A 13510-nucleotide genomic window follows, 5' to 3' on the forward strand; every position below is an offset into this window, starting at 1 on the left:
GGCCTTCGCAGAGCCCGAGGTCACAGCGGGAGGGCGGCGTGGTGACGCGTGTCCGGGGGGCGCGTGAACCCTGTCACACGCCCGTGACATGGAGCGGACGGCTCCCGAATAGATGATCAATAGATTTTCCATCAGCAGCCAGCCAGACCTCACCGGAAACAGTCGGAAGAGAAAAAGCGGCATGCGACTCACACCAGCCACCCACCTGAATCGCAGGAGTCGTTATGCGCACCGCCCTTCGCACCGCCATCGCCACCGCCCTCGTCGCGGGCATCGCCATCGGCGCCCCGGCGCTCACCACCGGCGCCGCCTTCGCCGCCGACGGGCCGGCCGCCGCCGCCCCGACTGCTTCCACCCAGGCCCCGGCCGCGGCCACGCCGGCCGAACCCGCCCCGGCCGCCGCAAAGCCGTCCGGCACGGCCACGGCTGCCGCCGCGAAGGGCACCCTCGTCCGGACCGAGACCCTCAAGACCGGCACGGTCGCCAAGATCTACAAGGTCAAGGACCAGAACTTCCGCGCCGAGCTGTTCCGTGAGGGCCACCCGGTCGGCGTCCTGGAGGCGATCACCCGCTCCGCCGCCGGCCAGGACAACGGCGAGTTCTTCGTCCTCAACCCCGACGGCACCACCCACAACTGGGTCGGCAACATCGCGGGCCCGAAGCCCGGCACCTACCGGCTCGTCGACGGCACCGTCCTCCAGCTCGCCCAGAAGGACGGCCGCTACGGCCTCCAGCTGATCGAGAACGGCAAGGGCCGCGGCTACACCTATGTGAACGGCGCACGTGTCGTCTGGAACTTCGGCAAGGCCGTCGTCGTCCTGGAGCAGGACGGCCAGTTCGCCGCCTACGTCCCCGGTGCGCCGAAGCAGGCCGTCCCGCAGCCGTACACCCCGTCGTCGGCCAAGCCCACCACCGGCGGATCCGCCGTCGTCCTCGGCAAGTGCACGGTCAGCACGACCGTCGCCATCGGCGCGGGCACCAAGGCCGAGCTGTTCATGACCCGCCAGGGCCCGCTGGCCGAGTTCAGCACCGCCGACGACAACGGCGAGGACCGCGTCTTCGCGATGGTCGACCGGGCGCACCCCTCGCTCCCGGCGAGCGTCGGCATCGTCGGCCGGATCATCAACCCCGACAGCGCCACCCCGTCGCTCTTCACCCAGGTCGAGGGCGGCGCCGGCGCCAAGGGCTCCACCCACGCCTTCCCGAAGCTGCCCAAGGGCTGCACGCCGGAGACCGCCCCGGCGGGCACCGGGAGCGGCACGGGCACCGGTACGGGTACGGCCGGCACCGGCAGCAAGGGCGCCACCGGCACCGGTGTCACCACCCACGCCGGCCAGACCTCCGTCATCCCGAAGGGCGGCGTCGCCGCCGGTGCCGAGCTCGGCACCGAGGACGACAGCACCACGCTGCTCGCGGCCGGTGCGGGGGCCTCCCTCGCCGCCGCCGGTCTGGGCTTCGTGGTCCTGCGCCGCCGGTCCGCCGCCGCCCGCGGCTGACCCGTACGGCACTCGTACCGCACCCGTACCGCAGCACCCTCCCCGCCCCCTGACCCGAGCGGGAGAACACCCCACCCCCGGCCGGTCGCCGCGTCCCGCGCGGCGGCCGGCCGGAGCCCGTCCACCGCCGCCCTGCCCGGAGCCCGCCCGTGAACCGCCGCCGTCGCCCCTTCCGTACCGCACCCGTCCTCCTCGTGGCCGCGCTCGTCGCCCTCACCGGATGCTCCGCCGAGGCCGGGAGCGGGCAGCGGGCCGTCACCCCGCCCGCGCACGTCACGCCGGGCTCCGCCGCGCCCGCCACCGCCGCCGCGGCCGTGAAACCGCTCGCCCGGTCCCTGCCCGTCCGGGTCCAGGTGCCCGCCGCCGGGGTCGACACCGGGGCCACCGGGTCCGTCCTGGAGCTGGGGCTCGCCGCCGACGGCACCGTCGAGGTGCCCTCGGTCGAGGACGCCGACCGGATCGGCTGGTACGGCAAGGGCGTCACCCCCGGACAGACCGGCCCCGCCGTGCTCATCGGGCACTTCGACACCGCCCGCGGCCCCGCCGTCCTGAAGGACGTCGCCAAGGTCCGGGTCGGTGACGAGATCACCGTGACCCGCGCCGACGGCAGCACCGCGGTCTTCCGGGTCAGGGAGCTGGAGCAGGTCGACAAGGACGCCTTCCCGACCGCCAAGGTGTACGGCGACACCGCCCGCCCCGAGCTGCGGCTCGTCACCTGCGGCGGCGAACTGGTCGACGGCCACCGTCCCGACAACATCATTCTGTACGCGGATCTCGTGGCCACGCGGGCCGCCTGAGTCCTCAGGGGGCCGCTGAGGCAGAATCGGCCCCATGACGACCCCCGAGCCGACCCCCGAGCCCAGCCACGAGCCGAGCCGCGAGTCGACCCCCGAGCAGCCGGCCGCCGGTCCGCAGTCCCCCGACCGTGTCTTCCGGTCGCCGCTCGGGATCGCGAGCGGGGTGTTCCTGCTGGCCCTCGCGGCCCTGTTCGCCGGTGACATCATGATCCGGGGCGAGGGCCGCTCGCCCTGGCTCGCGCTGGCCGGTCTCGTCCTCGCCGTGCCGCTGATCGTGGCCTTCACGATCCGGCCCGCGGTGTACGCCAACGACGACCGGCTGCGGATCCGCAACCCGTTCCGGTCGATCACCCTGCCCTGGGCGACCGTCGCCGACGTCCGCGCCGGCTACTCCAGCGAGGTCCTCACCCGGGAGGGCGTGAAGTACCAGCTGTGGGCGGTGCCCGTCTCGCTGCGCCAGCGCAAGAAGGCGGCCCGCCGTGCCGCCCGCGCCTCGCAGGACGATCCGCACGGCCGTACCTCGGTGACCGCCGACGTCCGGGACAGCGCCTCCCGTACCGCCCCGTCCGACCGGACCGTGGCCGATCTGCGGGAGCTCGCCGAGCGCCGCGCCGCGGCCCCCGGCTCGCAGGGCGAGGCGCGGGTGCGCTGGGCGTACGAGATCGTCGGCCCCGCGGTGGCCGGACTGCTGCTCCTGGTGATCCTGGTGGCCACGGGCTGACCCGGCCCGAACGGACGGGTCGACCCGCGCATCGCCGACCACGTCAACGGCCGCTTCGGCCGACCGCCGACGGGGCGGCCGCCGGCCGGCCCACCCTGGCGCGCGCCCCCGGCGCACGGCCGACGGTCCACGTCACGTGGCATACGGGTTTCACCCGGACGGACGCGGGCCGGTACGGCGGCGGGGCCGCACGCAGGCCCGTACGGCGGCGGCGCCGGACGGAGTCCGTACGGCGAAGGGGCCGGTACGGGAATCCCGTACCGGCCCCTTCGGGGCTGCCCCGAAGGATCAGAGACCCGCGGCCGCCGACAGGTCCCGCTTGATCGCGACCAGCAGCTCGTGGGCCGTCGCCCGCGCCGGGGCCAGGTCCACCGCCGCGGCGACCGGCACCACGACCTCCAGGTAGCACTTGAGCTTGGGCTCCGTACCGCTCGGGCGGACGATCACCCGGGCCTTGTACGCGCCCTCCAGGTGGTAGCGCAGCCCGTCCGTCGGGGGCAGCGACTCGGTGCCCTTCGTCAGGTCCTCCGCCGAGACCACCGTCAGACCGGCCAGCGTCACCGGCGGCCGCTCGCGCAGCGCCGCCATGGCGTTCGCGATGACGCTCAGGTCCTCGACCCGCACCGACAGCTGGTCCGTCGCGTGCAGCCCGTGCGCCACCGCCAGGTCGTCCAGCAGGTCGGTCAGCGACCGGCCCTGCTCCTTGAGCACCGACGCCAGCTCGGTCACGAGCAGCGCCGCCGTGATGCCGTCCTTGTCGCGGACGCCCTCCGGGTCGACGCAGTAGCCGAGCGCCTCCTCGTAGCCGTACCGCAGGCCATCGACGCGGGCGATCCACTTGAAGCCGGTCAGCGTCTCCTCGTACCCGACGCCCGCGGCCTCCGCGATCCGGCCGAGCAGCGAGGACGACACGATCGACTCGGCGAACACGCCCGTCGCGCCCTTGTGCACCAGGTGCGCGGCGAGCAGCGCGCCCACCTCGTCGCCGCGGAGCATCCGCCAGCCGCCCACGACCTCCGGGTCGGGCACGGCGACGGCGCAGCGGTCGGCGTCCGGGTCGTTGGCGATGACCAGGTCCGGGTCGACGGCCCGGGCGGCCTCGAAGGCCAGGTCCATGGCCCCCGGCTCCTCCGGGTTCGGGAACGCGACCGTCGGGAACGCCGGGTCCGGCTCCGCCTGCGCGGCGACCAGCGCGGGCGGCGGGAAGCCGGCCCGGGCGAACGCGGCGGTCAGGACGTCCTTGCCGACGCCGTGCATGGCCGTGTAGACGGTCCGCGCGGTACGGGGGGAGCCGGGGGTCAGCACGGCGTCCGTGCGCTCCAGGTACGCGTCGAGGACCTCGTCTCCGAGGGTCTCCCAGCCGGTCTCCGGGCGCGGCACGTCGTGCAGCGAGCGGATCGCGGCGATCTCGGCGGCGATCTCCGCGTCGGCCGGCGGCACGATCTGCGAGCCGTCGCCCAGGTAGACCTTGTAGCCGTTGTCGCGCGGCGGGTTGTGGCTCGCGGTCACCTCGACACCGGCGACGGCGCCCAGGTGCCTTATGGCGTACGCCAGGACGGGCGTCGGCAGTGGGCGGGGCAGGAGCGCCGCGCGCAGCCCGGCGCCGGTCATGACGGCGGCGGTGTCGCGGGCGAAGTCCGCGGACTTGTAGCGGGCGTCGTAGCCGATGACGACGAGCCCGCCGTCCTGGCCCTTGGCCTTGAGGTACGCGGCGAGTCCGGCGGCGGCCCGGATGACGACCGAACGGTTCATCCGCATGGGCCCGGCGCCCAGCTCCCCGCGCAGCCCGGCGGTGCCGAACTGCAGGGTGCCGGCGAACCGGGCGGCGAGCTCGCCGTTCGCGCCGGTCCTGATGAGCTCGTCGAGCTCCTCGCGGGTCTCGCTGTCGGGGTCCTCGGCGAGCCACGCCTGGGCCCGGGTGAGGAGGTCGTCCTGCGTCACGGTGTGCCTTTCGGGGTCGAGCGGGGGCGGTGCGGTGCGGTGCGGGTGGTGGGGTGCGGGGTGCCGCTGCGCGGAGCCTTCCCCCACCCCGCCCCTTCCCGAAACCGGGGGCTCCGCCCCCGGACCCCCGCGCCTCAAACGCCGGCGGGGCTGAAAGATCAGCCCGTCCGGCGTTTGAGGACCGGGGTCTGGGGCGGAGCCCCAGTTCGGGAAGGGGCGGGGTGGGGAAAGAGGCCCCGCGCAGCGGCACCGACCCACCGGCGGTCGGGAGCACCCCGGCGGTCTGAGGCCGCCGCAGCGCCCCGAAGCCCGGGCGGCCCCCAGGGGCCGACCGGTGCGAGGGGCGCGGTAGGAAATCAGATGCGGTCGAGAACCCGCGTCAGGAGCTCGCCCATCCGCGCCGCCGAGTCCCGCCCCGCCTGGAGGACCTCCTCGTGGTTCAGCGGCTCGCCCGAGAGCCCCGCCGCGAGGTTGGTGACCAGGGAGATGCCGAGGACCTCGGCGCCGGCCTCGCGGGCGGCGATGGCCTCGAGGACGGTGGACATGCCGACGAGGTCGCCGCCGAGCACGCGGACCATGTTGATCTCGGCCGGGGTCTCGTAGTGCGGGCCGGGGAACTGCACGTAGACGCCCTCTTCGAGGGTCTCGTCGATCTCCTTGCACAGCGCGCGCAGCCGCGGCGAGTACAGGTCGGTGAGGTCGACGAAGTTCGCGCCGACGATCGGCGAGGCGGCCGTCAGGTTGAGGTGGTCGCTGATGAGGACCGGCTGGCCGGGGCGCATGCCCTCGCGCAGGCCGCCGCAGCCGTTGGTGAGGACGACGGTCTTGCAGCCGGCGGCGACGGCGGTGCGGACGCCGTGGGCGACGGACGCGACGCCGCGGCCCTCGTAGAAGTGGGTGCGGCCGAGGAAGACGAGGGCGCGCTTGGCGCCGATCTTGTACGAGCGGACCTTGCCGCCGTGGCCCTCGACGGCGGGCGGCGGGAAGCCGGGGAGTTCGGTGACCGGGAACTCGGCCTCGGGGGCGCCGAGCGCGTCGACGGCGGGCGCCCAGCCCGAGCCCATGACCAGGACGACGTCGTGGTTCTCGACTCCGGTCAGCTCGCGAAGACGTGCGGCAGCGGCCTCGGCGGCCTCGTACGGGGTGGCAGTTGCGTTCACTGACTCTCTCGCCTCGGGGAGGGGGGTCCGAGGCTGGCCCCGGACGGATTTGATACGCGCAGAAGCGTAGCCGGAGTTTGCCTACGCGCGTAGATGACGATGCCGACGGACATGCGATCGTTGTCTTGTCGTTTCCGACGAATGCCGCACCCCCGTGTTCCTGTCGGCACGCACCGTCAGCAGGGGCGCTTGCGCAACTCCATCACGTAGTCGTGCGGCGCGCCCGCCGATTCGGCCGCGTCGGCGACCTCGCCCAGGTACCGGGCGGACGGCAGCCCGCCCTCGTACGCGTTGAGGACGTAGACCCAGGCGGGCTCCTCGCCGTCCAGGGTGTGCACCCGGACCCGCATCCGGCGGTAGATGTCGAGGCCGACGCCCTCCCAGCGGTCCATGGAGTCCTCGTCCATCGGCGCGATGTCGTACAGCGCCACGAAGACCTGGGAGCGGGGGGCCTCCACGATCGTGGCCAGCGCTCCCTCCCAGCCCATCTGCTCGCCGCCGAAGGTGAGCCGCCAGCCGTTCAGCCAGCCGGTGCCGCGCAGCGGGGAGTGCGGTGCGCGGCGGCTCATCAGCCGTGCGTCGAGGTTGCCGGCGAAAGCGGCGTAGAGCGACATGGGACCGAGGGTACGGGAGGGGGCGGGGTGTCCGCCGAACTCCGGGGCGGGGTCGGGGGAGCCGTCCGCGGGGGCCCGCGCACCCCTTCGGTGGCCCCGGCGTGAGGCCGCGCCGGGCGTGCGGGACAATGGGGTACGCACTTGAAGCGTGCGGGACAATGGCGTACGCACTGCATCCCAGCGGGGGGACCCCCCGGCAGCAGAACGAGAGCGCGAGGCGTAGATCCCAGTGACCCGGATCGTGATCATCGGCGGCGGACCCGGCGGATACGAGGCGGCCCTGGTGGGCGCCCAACTCGGCGCGGAGGTGACCGTCGTCGACTGCGACGGCCTCGGCGGCGCGTCCGTCCTGACCGACTGCGTCCCCTCCAAGACCCTGATCGCCACGGCCGAGGTGATGACCACCTTCGACTCCTCGTACGAGGAGCTGGGCATCATCGTCGCGGACGACACCCCGCACGTGGAGCAGGCCGCCCGGGTCGTGGGCGTGGACCTCGGCAAGGTCAACCGACGGGTGAAGCGCCTCGCGCTCGCCCAGTCGCACGACATCACCGCCTCCGTCACCCGGGCGGGTGCCCGGGTGCTGCGCGGCCGGGGCCGGCTCTCCGGCCGGCAGGCGATGGACGGCTCCCGCCAGGTGGTCGTCACGGCCGCCGACGGCTCGGAGGAGACGCTGACCGCGGACGCGGTGCTGATCGCGACCGGCGGCCACCCGCGCGAGGTGCCGGACGCCAAGCCGGACGGCGAGCGCATCCTGAACTGGACGCAGGTCTACGACCTGAAGGAGCTCCCCGAGGAGCTCATCGTGGTCGGTTCCGGTGTGACCGGCGCCGAGTTCGCCGGCGCCTACCAGGCGCTCGGCTCCCGGGTCACCCTCGTCTCGTCCCGCGACCGGGTGCTGCCGGGCGAGGACCCGGACGCCGCCGCGGTCCTCGAAGACGTCTTCCGCCGCCGCGGCATGAACGTCATGGCCCGCTCCCGCGCCGAGTCCGCCAAGCGGGTCGGCGACCGGGTCGAGGTCACCCTCGCGGACGGCCGGGTCATCTCCGGCACGCACTGTCTGATGGCGGTCGGCGCGATTCCGAACTCGGCCGGAATGGGTCTGGAGGAGGCGGGGGTCAGGCTGAAGGACTCCGGTCACATCTGGACCGACAAGGTCTCCCGTACGACGGCTCCCGGCGTGTACGCGGCCGGCGACGTCACCGGTGTCTTCGCGCTCGCCTCGGTGGCGGCCATGCAGGGCCGCATCGCGATGTACCACTTCCTCGGCGACGCGGTGGCCCCGCTCAACCTGAAGACGGTCTCGTCGAACGTCTTCACCGACCCCGAGATCGCCACCGTCGGCTACACGCAGGCCGACGTGGACGCGGGCAAGATCGACGCCAAGGTCGTCAAGCTGCCGCTGCTGCGCAATCCGCGCGCGAAGATGCAGGGCATCCGGGACGGCTTCGTGAAGATCTTCTGCCGTCCGGGCACCGGCATCGTGGTCGGCGGCTGTGTGGTCGCGCCGAAGGCGAGCGAACTGATCCATCCGATCTCGATCGCGGTCGACAACAATCTGACGGTCGAACAGATCGCAAATGCTTTCACCGTGTACCCCTCCCTGTCGGGTTCGATCGCGGAAGTGGCACGTCAGTTGCACACCCGTAAGTCGGCGGGCGAGGCGTAGCACCTCACGCCGGTCGGGACGCGGACGGCCCCCGCCTGCGGGAACGGTTCGCCGACTCGGACAACCCCCGGCAAGCCAGGGCATAGCCCTGGCCTGGTACGGATCAACGGCGGGGCCTCCCATACCACTTGGAGGCCCCGTCTGTGTGCATCTTCTGCAATTCGGCGCATAGTGCTGAAAACTATCGGCCGGTCACGTTACTGTCAGTTTCGTGTTCGCTGCAGAACGTCGCCAGTTGATCCTCGAAATGGTGCGAGCCAATGGGGCCGTGTCGCTCCGCGAGCTCGCCCGCGTCGTCCAGACCTCTGAAGTGACCGTACGGAGAGACGTACGGGCCCTTGAGGCAGAAGGACTCCTCGACCGCCGCCACGGCGGTGCGGTGTTGCCGGGCGGATTCACGCGAGAATCCGGCTTCCCGCAGAAATCCCATCTCGCGACCGCGGAGAAGACGGCCATCGCCGACGTCGCCGCGAGCCTCGTCGAAGAAGGCGAGGCCATCGTCGTCGGCGCCGGGACCACCACGCAGGAGCTGGCGCGCCGGCTCGCCCGCGTGCCCGGCCTGACCGTGGTCACCAACTCCCTGCTGGTCGCCCAGGCCCTCGCCCACGCCAACCGGGTCGAGGTCGTCATGACCGGGGGCACCCTGCGCGGCTCCAACTACGCCCTGGTGGGCAGCGGTGCCGAGCAGTCCCTCCAGGGTCTGCGGGTCTCCCGCGCCTTCCTCTCCGGGAGCGGGCTGACCGCCGAGCGCGGCCTGTCCACGTCCAACATGCTCTCCGCGAGCGTGGACCGGGCGCTGGTCCAGGCGGCGGCGGAGGTCGTGGTCCTCGCCGACCACACCAAGCTCGGCTCCGACACCATGTTCCAGACGGTGCCCACGGACGTCATCACCCGCCTGGTGACCGACGAGCCGCCCGCCCACGACGACCGGGCCGCCACCGAACTCCAGGCCCTCGCCGACCAGGGCGTGCAGATCGCCGTCGCCGGTACGGGCTCCGCCGCCGGCCCCACCGGCGGTGAGCAGGTCCCCCCGGGCGCCCGGCCCCGCCGTGACATGCCGCTCCCGGTCCAGCGCGGCCGGATGGCGGCCGGTCAGTTCCGGGGACCGGGCGGAGGGATGACGGCCGAGACGCTGGAGCGCACGGCTCGGGTCGCGGACATGCGCCGCCGCTGAGGTCGGAGGGGCCCTCCCCCAGGGGTCCCGCGCGCGGCCGCACAGGGGCGGGGTCCCCGCGCCCGTGTCTCAGTCCTTGATTCCCCGGAGCGTCAGCGCCAGCAGACGGTCCGCCAACTCCTCGTCCTCCGGGCACTGTTCCGCCGCCAGCGCGATCGCGTTGGTCAGCTGCATCAGATCGCCGATCGACACGTCGGCGCGCACCTGACCCGCCTCCCGGGCGCGCCCGAGCAGCCGCTCGCCCGCCGCGCGCAGCGGCTCACTGCACTGGGCGAGCGCCGAACTCCGGTCGTACGAGGCCGACATCAGCGCGTGTGCGAGCCCCCGGTACTCGCCCGCGTGGGCGACCAGGGCCCGCAGCCACTCCACCAGGGCCCGGCACGGCTCCGCCGCCTCGGCCAACTCGCCCGAGCGGTCCAGGAGTTCGGTGAGGGCCTCCTGGAAGACGGCGTTGAGCAGCTCGGCCCGGGTGGGGAAGTGCCGGTAGAGGGTGCCGATGCCCACGCCCGCGCGGCGGGCGATCTCCTCCAGGGGCGCGTCGGCGCCCTGGGCGGCGAAGGTGGCACGGGCTTCGGTGAGCAGCCGCTCGTGGTTGCGTCGTGCGTCGGCTCGCATGGCGGGGAATCCCTCCTCCCTCGACGAAGGGCCCGCAGGCGGTCGCCTGCGGGCCCTTCGTACCGTACTCGGCTCGGGTGGTCGCCGGGTCAGTCCTTGATGTCGCAGATGGTGGCGCCGGAGGTGACGGACGCGCCGACTTCGGCGGTCAGGCCCTTCACGGTGCCGGAGCGGTGGGCGTTGAGGGGCTGTTCCATCTTCATGGCCTCAAGGACGACGATCAGGTCGCCTTCCTTGACCTCCTGGCCCTCCTCGACTGCGACCTTCACGATCGTGCCCTGCATCGGGGAGGCGAGGGTGTCGCCCGAGGCGGCCGGGCCGGACTTCTTCGCCGCCCGCCGCTTCGGCTTCGCACCCGCCGCAAGCCCGGTCCGGGCCAGCGTCATGCCGAGGGAGGACGGCAGGGAGACCTCAAGGCGCTTGCCGCCGACCTCGACGACGATCGTCTCGCGGCCGGCCTCGTCCTCGTCCGCCTCCGCGCCCGCCGGCGCGAACGGCTTGATCTCGTTGACGAACTCCGTCTCGATCCACCGCGTGTGGACCCGGAACGGGTCGGCGGTGAAGTCGGGGTCGGTCACCACGGCCTGGTGGAAGGGGATCGCGGTCGCCATGCCCTCGACGCGGAACTCCGCCAGCGCACGCGCCGCGCGCTGCAGCGCCTGCTCACGGCTCGCGCCGGTCACGATCAGCTTCGCGAGGAGCGAGTCCCACGCGGGGCCGATCACGGAACCCGACTCCACACCCGCGTCGAGGCGGACACCCGGACCGGTCGGCGGCGTGAACTCGGTGACGGTGCCGGGCGCCGGGAGGAAACCACGGCCCGGGTCCTCGCCGTTGATCCGGAACTCGAAGGAGTGACCCCGGATCTCCGGGTCGCCGTAGCCGAGCTCCTCACCGTCCGCGATCCGGAACATCTCCCGGACCAGGTCGATCCCCGTGACCTCCTCCGTCACCGGGTGCTCCACCTGCAGACGCGTGTTGACCTCGAGGAACGAGATCGTGCCGTCCGTGCCGACGAGGAACTCCACCGTGCCGGCACCGACGTAACCGGCCTCCTTCAGGATCGCCTTCGACGCCGCGTACAGCTCCGCGTTCTGCGCCTCGGACAGGAACGGCGCCGGAGCCTCCTCCACCAGCTTCTGGTGACGGCGCTGCAGCGAGCAGTCACGGGTCGAGACGACGACCACGTTGCCGTGCTGGTCGGCCAGGCACTGCGTCTCCACGTGCCGCGGCTTGTCCAGGTAGCGCTCCACGAAGCACTCGCCCCGCCCGAACGCCGCGACCGCCTCACGCACCGCGGAGTCGTACAGCTCCGGGACCTCCTCCAGCGTCCGCGCCACCTTCAGACCACGGCCACCGCCACCGAACGCCGCCTTGATCGCGATCGGCAGACCGTGCTCCTCGGCGAACGCCACGACCTCGTCCGCACCCGAGACCGGGTCCGGCGTGCCGGCCACCAGCGGGGCCCCGGCACGCTGGGCGATGTGACGGGCCGCCACCTTGTCACCCAGATCCCGGATCGCCTGCGGCGGCGGACCGATCCACGTCAGACCCGCGTCCAGGACCGCCTGCGCGAACTCCGCGTTCTCCGAAAGGAACCCGTAACCGGGGTGGACCGCGTCCGCACCCGAGTCCGCAGCGGCCTGCAACACCTTCGCCATGTCCAGATAACTGGTCGCCGGAGTGTCACCGCCCAGAGCGAACGCCTCGTCAGCCGCCCGGACATGCAGAGCATCCCGGTCCGGCTCGGCGTACACGGCCACGCTGCCGATACCCGCGTCCCGGCACGCCCGGGCCACACGGACAGCGATTTCGCCACGGTTGGCGATGAGCACCTTGCGCACGATGGCTCCCTCCTTGAAACAAGCTGAGTTTAGGGACTGCCGACACGGCCTTTCGACCCGTCCCCAGTGGTGAGCTTGCCCACACGGAGCGTGACCCCGGGCCCGCTCGGGTCGTGAATTCCCTTGTCGCACCACGGTACGCAGGGTTCCTTTACGGCACAGTAGCTCCGAGGTGTGGCGCAGGTCTCTGTTCGTGCGGCCAGTCGCCATTCGGGTTTCTTTGTCGAGTCCCTACGAATGGGTCAACGATTCTTTGCCGGGCGGTCCGTCGTCGCCGCTCGTGCGCGGACTCTTGTCCAGGGGTTTACCGGCCAGTAGCCTTCGCGCTGTCGAACGTACTGTCGGTAACAGGCGAATCCAGGGAATCCAGGGGGTGGCCGAGGTGGCCCGCAGACCGATAGCTCTCGTGACGGGAGCGGTGCTGCTCCTCGAAGCGCCCGGCATCGTCGCCGTCAACGCCGTGATGGCCCGCTTCGTCAAGGTCCAGGCGATGTCCCTCGACGGCATGGACCCCGACGTCATGTACACCGGCACCTGGGCCCTCGGCATCGCCTCCGGCGCCGCCCTCGCGCTCTGCGCCCTGGTCGCCCTCCTCGCGGGCATCCGCGACCGCCGCCCCGGCCGGGCCGGCCGGGCCCTGCTCATCGGCTGCGCGGTCGTGCACGGCGTGCTCGGCGCGGTCACCGTCGGGCTGATCGGCTGGGCCGCGTTCACCTTCATGATGCTCGTCCTCGGCCTGATCGTGCTCACCCTGGTGGCGTACGGCAAGGGGTACGAGGCCGGCGCCGACCCTCGCGAGGAGGCACCGGCACCGGCCTGATCGGCAAGTCGCCGCCCAGCGGCTCAGGCCCAGAGGTCGGTGATCTTGACGCCCAGCTTTCCGAGGAGCGTGCGCAGCAGCGGCAGCGACAGGCCGATCACGTTGCCCGGGTCCCCCTCGATGCCGTCGATGAACGGCGCCGAGCGTCCGTCCAGGGTGAACGCGCCCGCCACGTGCAGCGGTTCGCCGCTCGCCACGTACGCCGCGATCTCCTCGTCCGTCGGCTCGCCGAAGCGGACCACGGTGGAGGCGGTCGCCGACTCGAAGCGCTTGGCGGCCGTGTCGTACACGCAGTGACCGGTCTGGAGGATGCCGACCCGGCCGCGCATCGCCTTCCAGCGGGCGGTGGCCTCGGCGGCGTCCGCCGGCTTGCCGAGGGCCTGCTTGTCGAGTTCGAGGACCGAGTCGCAGCCGATGACCAGCGCGCCGAACGCCTCGGGCCGGGCGGCCACATGGGCGGCCTTCGCCTCGGCGAGGGCGAGGGCGAGCTCGGCCGGGGTCGGGGCGTGCGTCTTGTCCTCGTCGACCCCGCTCACGATCACCTCGGGGGCGAGCCCGGCCTGCCGGAGCAGGTTGAGGCGGGCGGGGGAGGCGGAGGCGAGCACGACACGGCGCGGATCAGCAGTCATGGGGGCAGCGTAGCCAGTGGCGGGGCCCCG

12 protein-coding genes are annotated in these 13510 nt (G+C 72.9%); 6 read left to right on the forward strand and 6 right to left on the reverse strand.

Features of this window, described 5'->3' with window-relative positions; all coding sequences use genetic code 11:
• Positions 1-224: 224 nt before the first annotated feature.
• The 3 genes from DEJ43_RS22955 to DEJ43_RS22965 all read left to right on the forward strand — a co-directional run bounded on the left by DEJ43_RS22955 (position 225) and on the right by DEJ43_RS22965 (position 3014).
• Positions 225-1496, forward strand: coding sequence for a hypothetical protein (locus tag DEJ43_RS22955; RefSeq protein ID WP_015035769.1), 1272 nt, complete (start codon positions 225-227; stop codon positions 1494-1496).
• A 149-nt stretch (positions 1497-1645) separates the two neighbouring features.
• Positions 1646-2293, forward strand: coding sequence for a class F sortase (locus DEJ43_RS22960; protein WP_015035770.1), 648 nt, complete (start codon positions 1646-1648; stop codon positions 2291-2293).
• Positions 2294-2327: 34 nt separating this feature from the next.
• Positions 2328-3014 carry a PH domain-containing protein gene (locus DEJ43_RS22965; protein WP_015035771.1) on the forward strand — a complete coding sequence of 229 codons (687 nt, stop codon included), beginning with the start codon at positions 2328-2330 and terminating at the stop codon, positions 3012-3014.
• 288 nt (positions 3015-3302) lie between these two features.
• On the opposite strand, the gene DEJ43_RS22970 is transcribed toward DEJ43_RS22965, so the two are convergent.
• The 3 genes from DEJ43_RS22970 to DEJ43_RS22980 form a co-directional block, all read right to left on the reverse strand.
• Positions 3303-4955 carry a phospho-sugar mutase gene (locus DEJ43_RS22970; RefSeq protein WP_041662811.1) on the reverse strand — a complete coding sequence of 551 codons (1653 nt, stop codon included), beginning with the start codon at positions 4953-4955 and terminating at the stop codon, positions 3303-3305.
• A 356-nt stretch (positions 4956-5311) separates the two neighbouring features.
• Positions 5312-6115 (reverse strand): purine-nucleoside phosphorylase, encoded by an 804-nt coding sequence (locus DEJ43_RS22975; protein WP_015035773.1) that lies wholly within the window; start codon positions 6113-6115, stop codon positions 5312-5314.
• 176 nt (positions 6116-6291) lie between these two features.
• Entirely contained in the window at positions 6292-6729 is a 438-nt protein-coding gene (locus tag DEJ43_RS22980; protein WP_017239758.1) for a gamma-glutamylcyclotransferase family protein, read from the reverse strand.
• A gap of 229 nt (positions 6730-6958) precedes the next feature.
• On the opposite strand from DEJ43_RS22980, the gene DEJ43_RS22985 reads away from it, so the two are divergent.
• On the forward strand, positions 6959-8398 hold the full coding sequence (locus tag DEJ43_RS22985) for an NAD(P)H-quinone dehydrogenase (RefSeq protein WP_015035775.1): 1440 nt from the start codon (positions 6959-6961) through the stop codon (positions 8396-8398).
• Between the two features lie 247 nt (positions 8399-8645).
• Positions 8646-9572 carry a DeoR/GlpR family DNA-binding transcription regulator gene (locus DEJ43_RS22990; protein WP_015035776.1) on the forward strand — a complete coding sequence of 309 codons (927 nt, stop codon included), beginning with the start codon at positions 8646-8648 and terminating at the stop codon, positions 9570-9572.
• A gap of 69 nt (positions 9573-9641) precedes the next feature.
• Here DEJ43_RS22990 and DEJ43_RS22995 read toward each other — a convergent pair whose 3' ends face one another.
• Together DEJ43_RS22995 and DEJ43_RS23000 are read right to left on the reverse strand one after the other, a co-directional pair.
• Positions 9642-10187, reverse strand: coding sequence for a TetR/AcrR family transcriptional regulator (locus DEJ43_RS22995; protein WP_015035777.1), 546 nt, complete (start codon positions 10185-10187; stop codon positions 9642-9644).
• 89 nt (positions 10188-10276) lie between these two features.
• Entirely contained in the window at positions 10277-12031 is a 1755-nt protein-coding gene (locus DEJ43_RS23000; protein ID WP_015035778.1) for an acetyl/propionyl/methylcrotonyl-CoA carboxylase subunit alpha, read from the reverse strand.
• Between the two features lie 406 nt (positions 12032-12437).
• Between DEJ43_RS23000 and DEJ43_RS23005 the strand changes: the two genes are divergently transcribed.
• On the forward strand, positions 12438-12851 hold the full coding sequence (locus tag DEJ43_RS23005) for a hypothetical protein (RefSeq protein WP_234101596.1): 414 nt from the start codon (positions 12438-12440) through the stop codon (positions 12849-12851).
• Between the two features lie 23 nt (positions 12852-12874).
• Here the strand turns inward: DEJ43_RS23005 and DEJ43_RS23010 are convergent, their stop codons facing one another.
• A complete protein-coding gene (locus DEJ43_RS23010; protein WP_015035780.1) occupies positions 12875-13480 on the reverse strand; it encodes a nucleoside triphosphate pyrophosphatase in 606 nt (201 codons plus the stop codon).
• Positions 13481-13510 lie beyond the last annotated feature (30 nt).

The sequence above is a fragment of the Streptomyces venezuelae ATCC 10712 genome (assembly GCF_008639165.1).
Taxonomy (GTDB): domain Bacteria; phylum Actinomycetota; class Actinomycetes; order Streptomycetales; family Streptomycetaceae; genus Streptomyces; species Streptomyces venezuelae.